Here is a 19,315-nt window from a genome sequence, read left to right on the forward strand (position 1 = left end):
GGGATGTAATGAACGAAAATGTACAGAAATTAGTAGAAAACACGCTTAAAGACATACTGTTAGGAAATACGGCATTAACTTTTCTTTTTGCTGTTCCGCTGGCTTACATCGTCAGGAATGGTCTGGATATAGGCATATGGCTCCTCACGTTGTTTATAGCTCCGGCACTATGTGGTGTTGGAACTTGGATCGTGAGCCGCATTCAGCATCATGCCAGAGATTTCTTTCATTCCAGTTGGGCAAGGCGAGGTTATGTTGCATATGTTCTGGTATCTGCTGAGCTTTTGGTTATTTATTCAATTACTCAAATAATTAGAACGCTTATTAAGTAAAAAACACCGAGACCGAGATGTTTTAGCAAGAGGGCTAAACGTGACAGCACAGATTTCTGCATACGGGCGGCTTGTGGCAGATCCCCAGACCTACACCACAACGAACGGTAACGCCTTCCGGTTCAATGGTGGTAAGAGACAATGGCAGGCCACCAGCGGGAGGTGATGATTCGCAGTAAAGTTCGCACCAAAACGGCTGTAAATTTTGGACTGTTCTTGACGGATTTTAAACCCTCGTAGCGCTAAACCCGCGCCAGTCGCGGGCTTTACGTCTGATCATGATTTAGGTTGTCCAGAATATTCTGGTTTGCGCCATTGGTTCGCAGTACGCAGTCAGGTACGCAGCAAAACGGCGCATTCAACGAGCGTACCACCTGACGAATTCTAACTACGGCATTGCAAACAGAAATTGCGCACTGCGAATTCGCAGTAAGTTACGCCGGGCGAATTGCGTATTCGCAAAATAGCGGAGAGGCCTGGTATTGCTGGCTTTGGTGTTATCCATTCGCAGTTGGTAGCGCCACGGAGGTGATAAGTTTTGATAAGGATTCCTAAGATTTACTAAGTTTTAATTGCGCGATACGAAACCGATTCGCAGTTGCGTACCAGCCTGTAAGGCGCATCATCGCTGGGTTTCTACAGCCGTACGCAGTACACAAAGTGGAAAATCCTCCAAATACGAAACCCAAATATTGCTCAGTAAATTGCGAATTGCGCAGCTCACAAAAAATCTGCGCAAAACGAAACGGATATCAATGCGCAAATCATCCTCAAAACCGCGCAGTTACTGGCTTTATTGATGCGAAGCTGCAAAATTGGTGCGCAATTTACAGTAAAATATGCATATTATTTCGTATTCATTTTTGCGCATTCGCAGTTTGATGCGCAGTAATTCGCAGGAGGCCAGCCAGTGAGAGACAGAACGCGTAGCTATACAACGGACTTACCCCGCATTGGTCTGAAATTCCTCGCTCACATCCGCAGCAACTTGGTGGACGCAGTACCCGGTACACAGCTTTCCTGCCAGACAGAGTGCGGAACCCTGTATATCTTCCGACAGGCAGACGGCTACGCTATGATAATCAACGGTGTTACACGGACAATCAGAACCACGACCACACAGGCTGGCTACGGCGTTCGGCAATGGTACGTTTGCCCCCATTGCGTGAAACGGGTAGCGAAGCTGTATATCGGTTCGAAGGATATAGGCTGCCGGGAATGCTGGAAACTCCACTACAAAAGCCAAAGCGGGGATAAGTTAGATCGGATGCGTATGAGCATACGCCGCCAGCGGTTCGCCATTTGGGGAGACGGTGAGCAGTTTCGTAACCTGTTTAACCACCCGAACACTTTTCCTAAGCCAAAGGGTATGCGATGGGAGACGTTCGAGCGGAAGTTAGGCAGGCTTATAATGTACGAAGCTGCATACTGGCGGGCGTTCAGTCCGGTTGTAGATAAGATCACCGAGCGCGTGCGGTAGTAATTCGCCGAACTGCTAATACAATGACCGGGAACCACCCGCTAGGGTGAGGCATATTGCTGCGGATCGCATGGTTTGGCCTGTTTAGGGGCGCGAACTGAACGTTTACTCGCTTGTGGTTGATTTTATCAATAGGTATAAACAATCACCCCAGCAGGTTGTGTTTTATAAAATAAAAACAACATTATGTGGTGTGATGTTACTCTGAATGCTGCCGTTTTGTAGCCGAACAACTATAGTACACTATTGACAATTTTCCGTTTGAAGATACATTTAACCTAACACACCCGCTAGGCCTCTCAACGATGCCCAAATTGGCGGGTTTTTTTTGTCTTGAATTTGAGGGTTGGGATGGGAGCCTTTAGTAAGCCCGCTATGTCTCCGCAAGAACATCTGGAGCAGTGGAAAGCTCGTGGATTGAATGTTCCTGATGAGGACCGGGCAGTAAGGTACCTATCGTTCATCAGCTATTATCGCCTGTCAGCTTACGCTATTCCATTTTGTATTCCAGGTGATGAAAAGCATACATTTAAACCAAATAGCAGTTTCGATGATATCCTGACGCTTTATGTGTTTGATAGGGAGTTACGTCTTTTAATTATGGATGCGATCGAACGTGTCGAGGTGGCTGTCCGGGCTAACCTATGTAATCACATGGCGGTCACGTACGGGAACAATCCATTCTGGTACTTGGATGAAGCACATTTCAAAAGAGAGTATAGTCACAAGCGGCTTTTATCTGATTTGGAAAAGCAGCTAGATGACGAGCGAAAGCGATATGAAAATGATGTGAGGCATCTGGAAAAAAGGAAAGGTCTGTCAGAAGAGCAGAAGAAATCCATAATGGATAATCTTCAAAAGGAAACCTTTCTGAGGCATTACATTTGTAAATACGACAGTCCACGGCTTCCTCCATGCTGGATGGTGGTTGAAATGCTAACGTGGGGGAGCTTGTCGCACCTTTATGCAGGCTTGAGCCGCGTATCAGACCAGAAGGCCATAGCGACAAGCTTGGGCTGTAATGCTGAATTGCTCGTGTCGTGGTTGAAGTCATTCAATACAATTAGAAATCACTGTGCCCACCATAGTCGGCTTTGGAACAGAGAGTTTGGGCTTAGCATTAAAATTCCAAACTCTGATAGAGTCCGCTGGTTAAAGAACACACCCCAACTTTCCGATCGGCAGATTCGATATGAGAAAAGGCTCTATCCTATACTGGCTGCGTTACAATGCTTACTGTATACGATTAGCCCTTCATCAACATGGGCTCTGAGGTTGAAAGATTTACTGTCGAGATTTTCTCAAGTATCCCTAGCCCATATGGGAATTCCATCTAATTGGATGGAAGATGAATTTTGGGCTGAAGCGCTAACAAACCGTAGCTGATTCAGCTAAACATTAGCTAGTATGGCTAACTTTTTATTTTATATGCCATTGATCACTTTTGTCATATGGTGCCCCCCGATTATGGACTTCTGGTGACTTGTTAAATTTTCAATTAGTGGGGCCATTAATCGAGAACGAAAAAAGAACGGTTAGTCATAGCGAAAAGCAATGTGGGGGTATTTTTGGGGGTATGTGTGAAGATCGAAAAAATAAAAACCATTTTAAATCATAGTGATTGATGTTTAGGTGTTGTTCCTATTATCGCACCATCCTCACGTCTCCCAGGTACTATAGTTTCCTGAGCGGAGATTCTGACCGTACACGCACTAAGTGACAGTTTCTTTAGCTTATAATTTATATTTATTGGGGATTGCTCCTAACCATTCTGAAACTTGCTTACAGTTGAATACTTCACCATAAATAGAAAAAATATGAGGCTGAGGTCCTTATCACCACAACGTGTCGCTATATATTTTAAATCATGTCGACCGCTAAGTATTATTAAGCAAACAGAAGAAAGAGGGCGAGGCCCTCTTTGATTTCACATTAACATGAAACGCGACATACTTTTCCTGTCGTTGATAACCACCATTTCCTGGTGGAGGCCGGAATAAACACCGACTGTCCGGTGAGAAGTTCAATGCTTTCGCCAGCGACATGGCTCAGTGTTGCAGAGCCTTCAATCACCAATATTATCTCGGCGCTGGCCGTCATTATCAGTTGATTATCCACCGCAGTGAAAATACTGAAGCGGAAATCCTCAACCGGAATCGGATAGCATGATTCCGCAACGTGCTGCTCCGGTTTCATAAGCAGCGAAGTGGTCGCTGTTGGGGTGAAGTTGGTGCAATGGATCAGTTCGTTCAGATTGATCTTCTTCGATGTAAGACCCGCGCGTAGCACATTGTCCGAGCTGGCCATCACCTCAATCGCAGTACCGTGAATATAAGCATGTAGCGTCCCCGGATAAAGAAACATTGCTTCACCAGGTTGCAGTGTAATGCAGTTTAAAAACAGGGGGGCCAGCACTCCGGTATCATCTGGGTAATCTTGTTGTAGCCGCCTGAAAATCGTCCCCATCTCCTTACCATAGAGTGCATCACCCCGCGTAATGACTTGCGAGATGGCCTGTTTTTTGGTGACAGGGTCGAGCTGCATCATCGCGATGAAAAACGTGCTTAACGCGTCGCCATCTTCTGTTGCCAGCAAAACGGCCGCGAGGGAATTCAGTTCAGAAATATCCAGAGCACTCAGATTCTTTGAGATCGTTTTCGTATCACGAAAGCCGTTCATCGCCACAAACGGCGTAATGGCGAAGACCAGCTCCGGTTTGTGGTTCGCATCGTTATAGTCTGGTGTTGCGTCATCGTTCGCCTGCTGCCTGCGCTCATACCCACTTTCAGCATCGGCCTTAGTGGGGTGAACCTGAATGGACAGTGCGCTTTCTGCGGCCAGGATTTTGAGCAAAAAAGGCAAACCTTTAAAGCGCGCATATGTTGCCTCACCAAGCATCTCCGCGGGTGCTGAGGCCAGCATGTCAGTCAACGCTACCCGTCCCTGCGAGCTATTCACATATGAAACCCCTGCCGGATGAACCCCCATCCATAATTCGGCTTGCGGCTGATCGTCCGGGTTAAGAATATTGAAACGCTTATTAAGCTCGTGCCGGCTTCCCCAGGGGTAGTTCTTTACTGTATTGGTAAGGGGATAAAAACAGGTCTGACTCATGATGGATTTTCCCCACTGGTGAAGTGATTATTTAACGCCAGCTCCCTGAACCAAAGGGCATTACGCTTAATAATGCGTTCCCCCGTTTCCAGATCCAGACGATAAAATCCGTAGCGACGTTTAAACGCATTAATCCATGACCAGTTATCGATAAACGTCCACTGGTGAACACCAAAACAGTTTGCTCCATCATTAATGGCCAGGTGGAGTTGCTCCAGATGTTCCTTCATTAATTCGATGCGGAAACTGTCATCAATTACACCATCGGCCTGAACCGGGCCTTCCGATTCCAAATCCATCGCGATACCAATCTCGGCGAGGTACCATTTAATATTGCCGTAATTGTCACGAATATTACGGGCGATATCATAGATAGCGACGGGAAGGATTTCATTATTATCGCGGTAAGGATTAAAACGACCATTCGGGTCAATATAGTTTTCGAAGTAATACTCTGGTGAGAAGTAATCGAGAGTATAAGCCGACTCGCGCGCCTGGACGCGTCGCGGTACGTAGTAATTCACGCCGAGGAAATCAATTCTTGAATCAGTAATCAGGCGAACGTCTTCCGGGGAAGCGTCCGGCAGGCAATGATGAAATGCCAGAAGTTCGCAAAGTTCTTTGGGGAATTGATGTTTAACAAGCGGATCAAGGAAGCTGCGGTTAAACAGCAGGTCGGCATACCAGGCTGCTTTTTTATCTTCTGCTGAATCACTGCGCGTGTAGGTTGGTGTCAGATTGATCACCACGCCAATTTCGCCATTTACCGTTAATTCACGAAACACCTGGACCGCTTTGGCGTGGGCCAGCATGATGTTAAAGGCTACCTGCGCCGCCAGCTTACCGTCTTTTTTGCACGGGTAGTGGAAGTCATACAAATAACCCCCCTCTACCGGAACAATCGGTTCGTTGAAGGTGATCCAGTATTTCACTTTGTGGCCGAACAATGTAAAAGCAGTGCGTGCGAAGCGGGCATACAGCTCTGAGACATGCGCCGATTCAAAACCGCCATACTTTTTCTGTAAAACTTCTGGCATATCAAAGTGGTAAAGATTGATCATCGGCTCGATACCGTTGGCGATCATTTCGTCGAGATAGTCGTTATAAAAACGAATGGCATCCGCATTCGGCTCGCCAGTTTCAAAATCTTCAATCAGGCGTGACCACTGAATTGAGGTCCTGAACGAGTTAAACCCTGTCTGCTTCATCAGGGCGACATCTTCTTTAAACTTTGTATAGGTCTCGCAAACGCGTTGCGGGCCGGTTTGTTGATAAAAACGCTGTGGTTGTTCGGAAAACCAGCTGTCCCAGATGGAACAGTGTGGTTTACTTGTGGTGCCCTCTGTTTGTGGACCAGATGCTGCTGCACCCCATAAAAAACCGTCTGGGAATGTATACCGGGTCATAACGCCTCCGTTAATAAAAAAAACCGCGCCCAATGGACGCGGTCAAAATCACTACTCTGCATTTACTTCGATGGATTTGATAAACATGTAGCCCCAGTCACCCGCAAAGCGGCCAAAGTGAATATCATTTTTACCGGCTTTTAGTGTCACCGGGATCATCACCTGATGGTCTTTTGCGTCAGTCTGAGGGAACTCGATAGCCAGTGGTGTACCGTCGTTCACCACGAAAGAGTTCTTTTTACCGCCCCATTTAGCGTTAAAGGTGACGCGCAAGATATACTTCCCATCCCACGGCGCGTTCACCTGCCAGCTCACCTTATCTCCTTCGTTGGCAAAAGGGCCCAGGAAACCATCATCACCAATGGCGAGTACGTTTTCCTTACTCTTCACTGCGTGCAACTTCCCTTTGTGTACATCCAGCACACCTCCGGCAAAGTTGCAGTAATCCGCAGGTATTTGACCCTCTGCCTTTTTAACCGTGACGTTGACCGTTTTGCTGTTTTTCAGCAGGCCATCGTCCGCGGTAAAGGTCAGGGCATATTCGCCAGGCGCCGAGAACCATGCGCGTGTTTGTGCTTTCGTGGCGTCACAGAAATGCACATTTGCATCATCACTGTTAGCCCAGCTAACCTTTACCTCGCGGCTCGGCAGGTTGTCGTCCGTCCAGTTTGCCTGCAACAACACACCTTTATCCTGAGAGGTTGCCAACGCATTCCCCAGGGCGACGGTAGGTGCCTGGTTCTGTTGCGTGTGTTTCACGCCGATCACGTTAGAGGGCTCAGAGGCTCCACTTTCGTTTTTGGCAATCACGCGGTAATAGTAAGTCGTACCCAGCTGCAAACTGCGGTAATCATCGTGGAACAGATTCATTGTTGCCGGGTTCCACTCATTCATCCCATCGGAGATATTCTCCCCGACACGGGTCCATGGGCCGTTCTTCGCGATGGCACGTTCAACGTCATAGCTGCGTCCAACGGCAGCCCCCATCCAGTTGATGGCAAAAGGAGAGTCAGTCGCTCGCAGGATTGGGGCATCAGGGATCGGTAACGGCGGGGTCTGGCTCAGGCCAGACATCTGTGCAGATGCCTTTCTCACCAGATCCACGACTTCCTTTTCCTGGTTGGCTTTCCCATCGACCGGGAAACCTGGCAAGTGGTAACTGTAGTGACCGGTATACTCTTTGTGCCAATAGAATCCGCCATCATGGCGATGGCCACGGAAACCCCAGATGAAGCCTCCCACAGCTTGAGCACCGTTTACGTCGGTGTGGACAATCGACTGCATGATGTCATTAAGCTGCGTGTGGTCGAGCAGGCCAAATTCCCCAACCAGATAGGCTTTCTTGCCACCAATCGCGGTCAGGTCTTTACGCACCTGATCGGGATGATTGTTATCGGCGTTGGTATAGTAGTGGTTACTGACGATATCAACGTTAGGATCGGTTAACGCAAAATCGTTAATCTTCTTGTAGGTCCCATCAACTATCAGCTGATTTGGTGCCCATTTACGGATCCATGCCGCCGTCTCTTTCAAAAACGCAGCATTGGTGTCCTCCAGTTCGTTACCTGTTTCCCAGGCCATGATCGCCTTCTCATCAGAGTAAGCGCGTCCCGTCACGGTATTCGTACGGGTGATGACCTGGCGGATAACATCCAGGTAGGCTTTATAGGTTTTGCTGTCGGTACGGTAAAAATCTTCCGGTTTTTCATTGTAGAAGGCCGCAAGTTGCTCGCGCCCACCCCACCACCACCAGTGATCAATAAACGGTAAAATCAGGCGTAACCCTTGCTTGTCCGCTTCGGCGATCATGTTGTCATAAACCTTCATCGCTTTTTCGTTAAGCTGGGGCATCCCACCGGGTGTTTGTGGGGCCAGGATGTGCGTTTCGCGTTCGCAGGCAGCATCGTTTTCCTGTTGTACGGAGAGCACATAAACACGCTGCGCTTTCGCCCCTGTTGCCACCATGGCTTTGATCCAGTTTGCCTGTTCCTCGGGGGTTGGCCATTTGAAATATTGCCCCCAGCCTCGGGGATCGGCTTTACATACACCACGGGCATCATCTTCGATGCGATGCATCTCTGGCGCGTGTATACCTGCGAAACGGAATGTCGTCTTCCCGTCCATCAACTGCGCGCCATCACGCGTAATGAAGTGCTCAAAATGTGATTGTTCAGCCGCCATCGCCCCCGCGCAACCCAGCGCGGACAGCAGGGAAGCCAGAAGAATTTTTCGGATAGGTTGAATCATTTTGCTCTCTCCTTAGAACCACACTTCAGCCTGAACGCCGAAATTGACTGTGTCTGTTTCACCGCTGCGGCTATAACCACCCGCAGAAATAGTGTTGGTATCCCAGTTATAGTTACCGTCGAGCGCATCTGAGACGCCTTTATCCCACTTCGCGTAAGTCGCGAAGAAGCGAAGTTGCGGACGATTCCAGTAGCCCGAATCAAAGGTCAGCGTCGGTGCAATGGTCACTTTGGTCAGGCCACCTTTTCCTTTCCCGTTGACGCCTTTGTAGTTTTCATCGTCGAGGTACTCATAACCAAGTTCATACTGCATCGCGAAGTTTTTGGTAATTTGATGGTACGGGCGAATACCGGCAACCCAACTGGTGCGTCCCCAGCCATCGGCATCGCTGGTCCACCAACGGTAGTTTTTGTCTTTCTGGTAGTATGCAAACGTCGATACATCGACATTTCCCAGAGAAGCCATGCTGTCGAGGATCACACGCCAGGATTGGGTATCATCCAGGTTTGCCCAGCCCCAGCCGTTTTTGCCCAGCGAATCACCTGCTGCCAGACCCCGGCCATACTGCATGACCAGTTTGGAATAGCCGCCTGTCAGGCCCCAGAAACCGTCAAAGTTGTAGACCCCTGTAACGCCATAGCCTTTTTCGGCAGAGGTTGGGTGGTTCTCATTGCGGTTCATGTGGTGACCAATCAGCTCCAGATCAAAGCCTGTGCCACCAATTTTCTTCAGCCACAAGTTGAGTGAATAATCATCCGGGTAACCCTGCTCCCCTTTATCCACCGGATACGCTTTTGTTTCATCGGTGGGTGAGAAAGCGTAAACGCCGGCATCAAAGCGAGCGAAGCCAAGATCAAGATTGTCAAATCCACCGCCGGTACCGTTGTACTGAATGTATTCCCAGTCGAACTGGTGGCTGGAGGTGTTCGAGCTGCTGTATCGTTTGCCGCCCCAGAAAGTGACATCCGGCGCAAAATCCAGATTGCTTAACTCCACATACCCTTCACGGAACTGTACTTCTTTGCCGTCATCGTCCTGGCAGTTCCAGTCGGAGGTGCATTTGCTCTGGTGGGTAATGTTGGCCTGAATTTTGGCAACCGGGCCGGAGTCTGATTTCAGTGTCACCTGCGGGATCAACTCGATCTTGGTATCTTCTTCGTTACCAAGACGCCATTTGCCGTCCGGCATTAACCCAACGGAGTCTGCACGGTTACCATCGGAGTTAGCCAAAATGCCTGAACGCATATAGCCGTGCAGTTTGAAGTCGTACTGTTCTGCTTGTGCGATCCCGCACGCAGCGGCATTGATGAGAAGGGCCAGAGGTATTAATCGGTTCAACCTGTTCATAGATTTCCTTTTTCTTTTTCTGAGTGAAAGAGCGTCTTATGGCGCGATCGGAAATCTACGGATCAAAAAAGGAAAAGTACATCCAATTACGGAAAGCGCTTTCCATAATTGCAGGTTTAAATCACATAATCAAAAATAATGGAAAGTAAAACGTGATGGGGATCACTCTTAATTCTGCAGGAAAATAAAAAGCCAGCGGTTTACACGCGCTGGCTGGAAATAAAATGGGCAAACGGAGGATTATTTGCTTTCTGACTCCACAAGTTGCCGTTCATAGACGTTGAAAAACGGACGGTAAATCATCCATGCATTGAAGAAAGCAAACAAGCACATAAACAGGTTTTTCCAACTGCCGTTTGCTGACCAGGCTGCGCCGAGCGGCGCAGGCATCGACCAGGGTAGCATAGCCACCGCGCGGTCAAGCACGCCGAGGTGAGTGAGATACCATGCGATACATGCATTGATCACCGGGACAAAAATAAATGGAATTAAAAACAGAGGGTTGAGAATAATCGGGAAGCCGAAAAGTACCGGTTCATTGATATTAAACAGCGATGGAATCAACCCAATCTTGCTGACGCTTTTTAGCTGTCGAGAACGGCTACGCAGGGCCATAACGATCAGGGGCAGCGTCGAACCAATCCCGCCGATTAGCAGGTAAAAATCCCAAAATCCCTGAAGATAGATATGGGGTAGTGGCGTTATGTTGTTTGCTAAAGTCTGTTGATTTTCAAATAGATAGGTCATCCAGAAAGGATTCATGATACCGGTGACAATCAGCGCACCGTGAATTCCGATAAACCACAGTAAATTGCAAATAACAATCGTAATAATCAGTGCGGTTAGCGTATCAGAGGCGATGATTAGCGGCCGAAAAGCTTCACTGATCATATCCGGCAAAATCATGCCGGTGTTTTGCTTTAGTATCGCGTTGAGCAGAGTGATTGAAAGCATGATGGCGAGCAGAGGCATCAGAAGCTGGAAGCCATTGCGTGTCATCACTGGCACCTCTTCCGGCAAACGAATACACCAGCCACGTCGGTAAAAGAGTCGCATCACTTCAATGCTGTAGAAGCTTGATATTAAAGCGCTAAATATCCCAATCCCACCAAGGAAAATATTGCTGGTATCCGTTTCTTTAAAACCGATAAACACCAGGAAAGCCAGGCATCCCGTCAGACCGCAGAGTCGTTCCGGCAGGTGATACTGTTTGCCCAGACTGGCACTGGCACCGAAAGCGATAATCAATGCCACAAGTCCAATGGTCAGTTCAAACGTTGGCAATAACATCGGCCGAATGGCCTGATAAGCCGCGCCATACCAGGCATCAGCGTTCACAGCAAACGGCGGAAAAATCAGGGGAACCATCAGACTACCCACTATCACAAACGGCATGGCCAGCGCAAAGCTGTCCCGCATCGCTGTGATGTGCTGGCTGCGGGTGAGTAGGTTAGCAAATGGCGTAACGCGTTGCTCAATCAGTGTCACAGCAACATTCATAAACTGAATGTTCATGGCAGGGCCTATAGAGGACAGGAAAGTTTCGGGATCATCGCTCACATCCCAACAAAGTAAAAGCCTGCATCTAGTGATCGCGCTCACATTTAATGTATCCATGTACGGAAAGCGCTTTCCGTTTTGAATCCGTAAAGATTATAGTCCGCTCAACGTTGTTACCCAGTCTGGAGTTTTTATGAAGAAAATTATGCTTTGCTGTTCCGCCGGAATGTCTACCAGCCTTCTGGTCAAAAAGATGCTGGAAGAGGCGGATAAGCGCGGTCTGGCCGTTGATATTAAAGCCTTTGGCGTCGCGGAGTTTGAACAGCAGGTGGGGAATTACCAGGTGGTGCTGTTGGGGCCACAGGTGAAGTACATGCAAAAAGATCTTCAGAACAAAGCCAACCCTTATGGGATCAAGGTCGAGCCCATCAACATGATGGATTACGGCATGCAGAAGGGAGGGGCAGTACTGGATTATGCCCTGTCCCTGATTGAAAATAATAACTAAAGGACATCAACATGAGCGCTCTGTACTCTAAATTAATCAGCGTGATAGAGAGCAAAATCACGCCTATGGCTGGTGCAGTCGGCCAGCAAAAGTATGTCACGTCTATTCGTGATGGGTTTATTCTTGCTCTGCCGTTTATGATTGTCGGCTCGTTTATGCTGGTGTTTATTTTCCCACCCTTCTCACCTGATACCAACTGGGGCTTCGCCCGCGCCTGGTTGCAGTTTTCATTAGATCATCGTGAAAACCTGATGCTGCCGTTTAACTTCAGCATGGGGATCATGACAATTTTCATCTCGGTGGGTGTGGCTGCAAGCCTGGCGCGTCACCACGGGCTGGACCCGTTGACCTCGGGAATGCTGTCCCTCATGGGCTTTTTACTGGTCGCTGCGCCCTTAAAAGATGGCATGGTATCGACAGCTTATTTTTCAGGGCAGGGCATTTTCACTGCACTGCTGGTATCGATTTATACGACCGAACTGTATGCCTTCCTGCGTCGCAATAATATTACCATCCGCCTGCCACCCGAAGTGCCGACCGGTGTCGCACGTTCCTTTGAGATTTTAATTCCGGTGCTGGCGGTGGTCCTGACATTGCACCCGCTTAATCTGTTTATAGAAGCACAACTTGGGATGATTATCCCCGAAGCAATTATGTCGCTGGTCAAACCGCTGGTTGCGGCGTCCGATACATTGCCTGCCATTCTGCTTTCCGTTCTGGTGTGCCAGATATTATGGTTTGCAGGCATCCATGGTGCGCTGATAGTCACAGGCATCATGAATCCATTCTGGATGGCAAACCTCTCCGTGAACCAGGCCGCGATGGCCGCAGGAACAGCGATTCCACACATCTATGTTCAGGGATTCTGGGATCACTATCTGCTGATTGGTGGTGTTGGCTCCACTCTGCCTCTGGCACTTTTACTTATGCGCAGCAAAGCCGTGCATCTGCGCACCATCGGCCGCATGGGGGTTGTTCCCGGCCTGTTTAATATCAACGAACCGATTTTGTTCGGTGCGCCTGTGATTATGAACCCGCTGTTCTTCATCCCATTCGTACTGGTCCCTATGGTCAATGCAACGCTTGCCTGGTTTGCTCTGGACTTTGGCCTGGTGGCGCGCGTGGTCTCAATGACACCGTGGACAACTCCAGCTCCCATTGGCGCATCGTGGGCAGCCAACTGGGCATTTAGTCCCGTCGTGATGTGTCTTATCTGCATGGTAACGGCGGTGGTTATGTATTATCCATTCCTTAAAGCATATGAAAAACAGTTGCTTACAAAGGAGTCTGAGGAAAAATCAGAAACCGGGCGTGTTGGCCAATCTGAAACTGCATAAATCATTAAGAGTCAGAGGATGTTATGGAATTAGAAGAACAAATCATGGGCATCATCATCAATGCCGGACAGTCTCGTAGTCTGTGTTTCGAAGCGCTACACAGTGCTAAAGCCGGAGACTTTGCGGATGCCGATGAAAAGATGAAGCAGGCACAGCACTTCGCGCGTGAAGCGCACCTGGTGCAAACCCAGCTTATAGAGGCTGATGAGGGCGAAGGCAAAACCAAAATGACGCTGGTGATGGTACATGCCCAGGATCACCTGATGACCTCCATCCTCGCCAAAGAACTGGTGACTGAGCTTATTGATATCTACAGAACCCGTCATTGAGTGTTGTGTGACTTAAGAGAGGCATTGCCTCTCTTCTTTTTTCCGGAGAAGCACTATGTTTCATCTTGGTCTGGATATTGGTGGTACAAAAATGGAGGCCGTCCTGCTTGATGCTAACGGTACCATTGTGTTGCGCGATCGCCGTCCAACGTATAAAGCCAGTTATCAGGGATTTCTCAATAACCTGACGGAGTTAATCAACGATATTCGTGCCGCGACGCAGCGCGACTTTACCGTTGGCCTGGGTTTACCGGGAGCGCTCGATCCGCTGAGCGAATTAATCAAAAACTGTAACTGCCTGGTGCTCAACGGCGAAAATTTAAAACGCGACCTGGCGGAACGGCTTAATCAACCTGTTTTTATGGCCAATGATGCTGATTGTTTTACCTTATCTGAGGCCGTCGATGGTGCAGGAAAAGGATACTGTACGGTGTTTGGCGTCATTGTCGGCACGGGGTGTGGCGGCGGGGTTGTCGTGAACGGACAACTCCTGAATGGACCCAATGCTATTGCCGGTGAATGGGGGCACAATCCTCTTCCCGGCTGGCGCGCAGAGCAGGATGGCCCAGTGGAATCCTGCTACTGCCAGCAAGAAAACTGCATAGAAAGCTTTATTTCAGGAACCGGCTTCAGTCGTCGTTACAACGCCCGTAAGGGGACCGCATTGAGTACTGAGGCCATAATGGTTGCGGCACAAGATGGTGAGCCCTGCGCGGTGGCGCATTATCATCACTTTATTGATGCGTTTGCCCGTAGTATTGCTGGTGTAATCAACACACTCGACCCTCATGTCATCGTACTTGGTGGTGGGTTATCGAACGTGGACAGCATATACCGGGATCTTCCCGAAGCCGTTGGAAAGTACATTTTTTCGACGAGTTGTCGAACTGCCATCGTTAAAGCCAAATTTGGCGATGCCAGCGGAGTTCGCGGTGCGGCGTGGTTGCCTCTTCGGGCCACAGGTAACTCATCCAGCTGACTAATTCCTGCCCGTATTTATGTTACTATAGGGAGAAAATAGCTATACAGACGACACCATGACAACCATTGACGACGTTTCAAAATTAGCCAATGTTTCCCGGGCTACCGTTTCCCGTGTGTTGACCGGGACACGTGGCGTTCGTGAAGAAAGCCGCGAGGCAGTTTTACGGGCGGTAGAAGAACTCAACTACCGTCCCAGTTTTGCTGCGCAAAATCTGGCGAGCAATACGTCAAATCAGGTCGGTATGGTACTTCCCGCACATGAAGCCGATTTTAGCGCAACCCTGTTGCCGCGGTTGTCGATTGCAGTTAAATCACTCAATAAGTCTCTTATCATTCAATATGTTAACGATGCGTCTGAGCAAAAGGCTGCCATTGAAAGTCTTCAGCATCAATGTGTAGCTGTCGTAACCCTGGGCAAATGCGGCAGTGAAGTTGCCAGCAATGTGATCTCGTTTGATGACTTTTCCACAACAGGCAGCGTTAACCAGGGCTACAACTATGCGTTTGCCACAGAAAGTGCCTGTCGATACATGCTGGGAAAAGGGCATCGTAATATTGCTCTGCTGATGGAAACTGAAGATGATGTTGCCAGCAAGCAGATGCTGGAGGGGTATCGTAGCGTTTTACAGAATTACTCTCTGCCGTTTAATCGCCAGTTACTCGTGATGGCGAACAACAATATTGAGCAGGCACTGCTTACGTTGATTAATAGCTTTACGAAGTACACGGCAATCATTGCCAAACGTGACAGATATGCCGCTGAAGCAATGCGTTTGCTACGTGATTTTAATATTGCCATACCTCAGGAAGTATCACTTGTGAGTCTTGAGGATTCACCGATGGCATCCTTGCTTTATCCACCGTTGACCTGTATTGCCTACCCCGTAGAGCAGTTGCTTGAAGAGTGCGTTAAACGTATTAAATCGCTCATTGATGGACATTCTGTTTTTGCACCAGAAGGGCGCACGTTAACCGGCCGGCTCGTAGTCAGGTCGTCGGTATCAGATGTGGTGACTTGAGGGAATGACTCCCTGTCACCCCCTCCTCACTGATGAGCACATTACAATGTCAGGGCTAGTCTTCGCACATCGCCACCGGGCTGATTAAGGTCAACGATCGCGGTGGTATGGTCTAATCGCTTGTATCTTACATCCCGACATCCATTTTTACTATTGGACAAAAAATGAACTAACGGCTACGTTTTAAACTGGCTGTTAATGTTGGCGTATAAGAACCACCTATTGCTAAACGGATAAAAGGTGCAGGCGCGAATGCGAGCTAAAACAAAACGATTGATTAAATCCCTTTTTTTCCATGAAACCTGGGATATTTTGATTGCCAAAAATAACCGTTCCCACGCATTCCCTGCTAATACTCTGGACATTCTAGGTCATACCCAGACTAAACAGCTTAAAAGGAAATATACGTTTCAGGCCGATCCTTTCATTATAGAAAAAGACGATAAAGTTTACGTTTTTTATGAAGCAATGAACTTTCGGGATTCGCAGGGAACATTACGCTGCCGGATACTGAATGCCGAACTGGATGAGCTTGAAGATGTAAAACTTGAAGGTTTCGATAACATTAAGTGCCATTTATCATTTCCTTTTTTATATCAGAGTGATGATAAGCTTTTTATGATCCCTGAATCATCAGAAAGAAAAGACGTTATTTTATTCGAGTCCACGGATTTCCCTGTGCGCTGGCGTCAGGTCAAAGTCCTAATCTCTGATATCGCCTTAACGGATAACATTCTTTTTGAATTGAATGGGGTTTTGTATCTGGCATCCACCACGATGAATGATGAGCTGGTTATCCATACAGCCAATGATATTATGGGACCGTGGCAGAAAATAACCCCAGAGCTACACATTTCTAATCCGTATCATCGTGGGGCAGGCGCACCTTGCAGGGTAAATGGTAAAACGTACTTCTTTACTCAGGAGTGCACGCCGGAAAGCTATGGTAAGTCCATTTATATAAAAGAGTTAATTACTCTTGATGCTACCCGCTTTGTTGAAGAACTCATTGAGCAGATACATTCTGGCATCAATCAAAGCGATGGCGTTCATACGTTGAACTTCACGGATAACTATATTGTTTATGATAGTAAGGTTAATAAATTCAGTCTGTTTTCGGCGCTAAAAAAAGTGAATTATAAATTGATGGTTAAATACAGAAAAAACGCGCTTGCAGGGGGGCATTAATTACAATCTGTTAATGACAGTAGCATTGGTAAATCAATAGTTGTTTACACCAAATATATTTGGAGATTGTATGGCAATTCTTGTTACTGGTGGAGCTGGCTACATTGGTTCACATACCGTTTTAACTCTCCTGGAGAGAGGTGATGACGTCGTTGTTATCGATAACCTCTCGAATTCTTCACAAAAATCGCTGGACCGGGTCGCAGAGCTTACCGGGAAAAAGCCTGTGGTTTACATTGATAACATACTGAACAGAGATGTTCTGAAAACCATATTCTCCAGCCATAACATCACCGATGTTATTCATTTTGCTGGATTAAAATCGGTTGCCGAGTCAATCAAAGAACCACTTGCCTATTATGAAAATAATGTCACGGGTACCCAGATTTTACTCAATGAAATGTTAGCGTCCGGGGTGAAGCACTTTATCTTCAGTTCCTCCGCTACGGTGTACGGTAACCCGGAAAAAATTCCGTTAAGCGAGCAATCCCGGACAGGCGGCTGCACCAATCCGTACGGCACGTCAAAATTGATGGTTGAAAAGATTCTGGCGGATTTCTCACGCGCACAGCCGCAGCTCCGCATCACCTGTTTGCGTTATTTTAACCCTGTTGGCGCGCATCCATCAGGCAGAATTGGCGAAGATCCTGGTGGTATTCCTAACAACCTGGTCCCTTATATTTCCCAGGTGGCGATTGGGAAGCTGGGGAGCGTGTCGGTGTACGGCAATGACTATCCAACCCCCGACGGTACAGGCGTGCGTGATTACATTCATGTGATGGATCTGGCAACCGGCCATTTAGCGGCGCTGGATTCCGTGGATAAAGGTGCGGCATATAAGATCATTAATCTCGGTACCGGTATCGGTTATTCCGTTATTAATCTTATTGAAGCCTTTGAAAAAGCGTCACAAAAGAAGATCAGCTATAAGATTGTCGGAAGAAGGCCTGGGGATATTGCTGAGTGTTGGTCTGACCCGTCTCTGGCACGTAAAGAGCTGGGTTGGGTGGCGACCCACAATCTTGATGAGATGATGCGTGATACGTGGAACTGGCAAAAAAATAATCCTGATGGCTATAAAGTGTAATGCTTAGCAGCAAGGAGTCTGGTTTTCAGGTTCCTTGCTGCTACTGTCTGCCGCAACGCCCACCACAGGTCTGCTCATGCCAGTGGTCTTTCAGAGTTGTTCGCGAGTACCAGTCTGCCAGGTCTAAAATCAGGCTGCGGACTGCTCAGAAGTTCTGTATACAACGTCATTAAGGAATCCATGTGCTTGTTCAGTGAGTACACCTCACTCAAACGCGTGCGTCCCTGTAAGCCCATAATCCGCGCTTTCTCCTGGCAATCAGCCAGCGTATCCATCGCATTCGCCAGATCTTGCGCATTGCTAGGTTCAAATAAGATCCCTTCAATTCCGTCGCGAATTTGCTCCGGGATCCCGCCGATACGCGACCCAATCACCGGCTTACCCAAAGACATCGCTTCTAGCACCGCCATCGAGCAGTTTTCATTGCATTCCGATGGGAGGATAACTGCCCGGGCCCGCTGGATAAGCGAATTGAGCGCATCACCTTGTTGGACATACCCTAAAAACTCAGCCTCCGGGTACTGGGCAACCAGTTCGTCATACAACGGGCCATTGCCCACGATTTTCAGCGGGGTCTTATTCTTCATTTTCTGATGCGCTGCCAGCAGTGTTGCCACGCCTTTTTCATGACTCAGGCGCCCAAAGTACAGCATATAGCCGTCATCGTTCACCTCTTCAACGGGATGGCTGTCATCCACGCCATTCACGATCACATCAATACGCGAATGAGGCAACGTACGCAGTAACACGTCGCGTAAGAAGGCGCTTGGAGAAACAATCACATCCAGAGCCTGGTAATTTTGGGCAATATATTGCCATGTCGCCTCTAACGAGAGCAGTAAGCTCTTTGAGGCCGAACCACCCTGGCATTTATACTTAAAAGCGTTGAATACTGACCCGGTGATACAGGCATCACACACCTTCCCTTCGCGCAGCATGGAGTACGCAGGGCACACAATCTTATAGTCGTGCGCGGTCAGGACCGTCTTGCAGCCAAAATTGCGCGCCACTTTGATAAGCGACGGTGTCATCTGGTGATAAATGTTGTGGAAGTGGACGATGTCCGGGCGCTCTTTTTCCAGAAGCGCCTGCATTTTTTTACAGGCCCGGCTGTTGTGAATAAAATTCACCGCCGTTTTGAGCCCCCCGATCAGATTACCCTCCTGATGGTAATCGACATTGTTGATGAAATAATCCGCATAATCAGAGCGGATATTTTTTTCATGCTGCATGGAAAAATCAATCACCTGGACACCAGCCTGTTTCAGCATGGTGCGCTCCTGAAAATAAACGGTTTCCGCGCCGCCTTTGATAAAAAAGAACTTATTCACTAATAAAATTTTCATTGCGCTTGCCTTGATTGTTCGTAAACAATTTTATTGTTTTGTGGACTCAGCGGATCGTGTACAGGATATATCACCCTTTTAACACGTCGCC

Annotated in this window: 16 protein-coding genes and 1 pseudogene; 11 read left to right on the forward strand and 6 right to left on the reverse strand. The window is 48.2% G+C overall.

Annotated features, from left to right (window positions below):
• Window positions 1-8 precede the first annotated feature (8 nt).
• The 4 genes and pseudogenes from ACT9TW_RS09745 to ACT9TW_RS09760 all read left to right on the forward strand — a co-directional run bounded on the left by ACT9TW_RS09745 (window position 9) and on the right by ACT9TW_RS09760 (window position 3,198).
• Window positions 9-332, forward strand: coding sequence for a hypothetical protein (locus ACT9TW_RS09745; RefSeq protein WP_087855318.1), 324 nt, complete (start codon window positions 9-11; stop codon window positions 330-332).
• A 40-nt stretch (window positions 333-372) separates the two neighbouring features.
• Window positions 373-444: pseudogene (locus tag ACT9TW_RS09750) on the forward strand (single-stranded DNA-binding protein); the annotation flags it as partial.
• 798 nt (window positions 445-1,242) lie between these two features.
• Window positions 1,243-1,812 (forward strand): hypothetical protein, encoded by a 570-nt coding sequence (locus ACT9TW_RS09755; protein WP_446492241.1) that lies wholly within the window; start codon window positions 1,243-1,245, stop codon window positions 1,810-1,812.
• A gap of 375 nt (window positions 1,813-2,187) precedes the next feature.
• Window positions 2,188-3,198 carry an Abi family protein gene (locus tag ACT9TW_RS09760; protein ID WP_446492242.1) on the forward strand — a complete coding sequence of 337 codons (1,011 nt, stop codon included), beginning with the start codon at window positions 2,188-2,190 and terminating at the stop codon, window positions 3,196-3,198.
• 546 nt (window positions 3,199-3,744) lie between these two features.
• On the opposite strand, the gene manA is transcribed toward ACT9TW_RS09760, so the two are convergent.
• The 5 genes from manA to ACT9TW_RS09785 all read right to left on the reverse strand — a co-directional run bounded on the left by manA (window position 3,745) and on the right by ACT9TW_RS09785 (window position 11,441).
• Entirely contained in the window at window positions 3,745-4,926 is a 1,182-nt protein-coding gene (gene manA, locus ACT9TW_RS09765) for a mannose-6-phosphate isomerase, class I (protein ID WP_182059745.1), read from the reverse strand.
• The gene (locus ACT9TW_RS09770) at window positions 4,923-6,332 is read right to left on the reverse strand and encodes a glycoside hydrolase family 1 protein (RefSeq protein ID WP_182059746.1); all 1,410 of its coding nucleotides are present in this window, start codon (window positions 6,330-6,332) and stop codon (window positions 4,923-4,925) included. The genes manA and ACT9TW_RS09770 overlap by 4 nt, the downstream gene beginning before the upstream one ends.
• A 51-nt stretch (window positions 6,333-6,383) precedes the next feature.
• Entirely contained in the window at window positions 6,384-8,579 is a 2,196-nt protein-coding gene (locus tag ACT9TW_RS09775; RefSeq protein WP_446492243.1) for a CBM35 domain-containing protein, read from the reverse strand.
• Between the two features lie 12 nt (window positions 8,580-8,591).
• Window positions 8,592-9,926, reverse strand: a complete 1,335-nt coding sequence (locus tag ACT9TW_RS09780; RefSeq protein ID WP_446492244.1) for a carbohydrate porin — start codon at window positions 9,924-9,926, stop codon at window positions 8,592-8,594.
• Between the two features lie 240 nt (window positions 9,927-10,166).
• The gene (locus ACT9TW_RS09785) at window positions 10,167-11,441 is read right to left on the reverse strand and encodes a PTS sugar transporter subunit IIC (protein ID WP_446492701.1); all 1,275 of its coding nucleotides are present in this window, start codon (window positions 11,439-11,441) and stop codon (window positions 10,167-10,169) included.
• A 178-nt stretch (window positions 11,442-11,619) separates the two neighbouring features.
• Here ACT9TW_RS09785 and ACT9TW_RS09790 point away from each other — a divergent pair, with 178 nt between their 5' ends.
• The 7 genes from ACT9TW_RS09790 to galE all read left to right on the forward strand — a co-directional run bounded on the left by ACT9TW_RS09790 (window position 11,620) and on the right by galE (window position 17,878).
• Window positions 11,620-11,934, forward strand: coding sequence for a PTS sugar transporter subunit IIB (locus ACT9TW_RS09790; protein ID WP_182059748.1), 315 nt, complete (start codon window positions 11,620-11,622; stop codon window positions 11,932-11,934).
• An 11-nt stretch (window positions 11,935-11,945) separates the two neighbouring features.
• On the forward strand, window positions 11,946-13,271 hold the full coding sequence (locus ACT9TW_RS09795; protein WP_446492245.1) for a PTS sugar transporter subunit IIC: 1,326 nt from the start codon (window positions 11,946-11,948) through the stop codon (window positions 13,269-13,271).
• A gap of 23 nt (window positions 13,272-13,294) precedes the next feature.
• The gene (locus ACT9TW_RS09800; RefSeq protein WP_182059750.1) at window positions 13,295-13,600 is read left to right on the forward strand and encodes a PTS lactose/cellobiose transporter subunit IIA; all 306 of its coding nucleotides are present in this window, start codon (window positions 13,295-13,297) and stop codon (window positions 13,598-13,600) included.
• A 55-nt stretch (window positions 13,601-13,655) separates the two neighbouring features.
• Entirely contained in the window at window positions 13,656-14,579 is a 924-nt protein-coding gene (locus ACT9TW_RS09805; RefSeq protein ID WP_182059751.1) for an ROK family protein, read from the forward strand.
• Between the two features lie 58 nt (window positions 14,580-14,637).
• Window positions 14,638-15,603: a LacI family DNA-binding transcriptional regulator gene (locus tag ACT9TW_RS09810; protein WP_182059752.1), complete on the forward strand. Its 966-nt coding sequence runs from the start codon at window positions 14,638-14,640 to the stop codon at window positions 15,601-15,603.
• A gap of 252 nt (window positions 15,604-15,855) precedes the next feature.
• Entirely contained in the window at window positions 15,856-16,791 is a 936-nt protein-coding gene (locus tag ACT9TW_RS09815; protein WP_182059753.1) for a glucosamine inositolphosphorylceramide transferase family protein, read from the forward strand.
• Window positions 16,792-16,861: 70 nt separating this feature from the next.
• Window positions 16,862-17,878, forward strand: a complete 1,017-nt coding sequence (gene galE, locus ACT9TW_RS09820; protein WP_182059754.1) for a UDP-glucose 4-epimerase GalE — start codon at window positions 16,862-16,864, stop codon at window positions 17,876-17,878.
• 74 nt (window positions 17,879-17,952) lie between these two features.
• Here the strand turns inward: galE and ACT9TW_RS09825 are convergent, their stop codons facing one another.
• Window positions 17,953-19,224: a glycosyltransferase family 4 protein gene (locus tag ACT9TW_RS09825; protein WP_446492246.1), complete on the reverse strand. Its 1,272-nt coding sequence runs from the start codon at window positions 19,222-19,224 to the stop codon at window positions 17,953-17,955.
• Window positions 19,225-19,315 lie beyond the last annotated feature (91 nt).

The sequence above is a fragment of the Enterobacter sp. C4G1 genome, assembly GCF_052886895.1.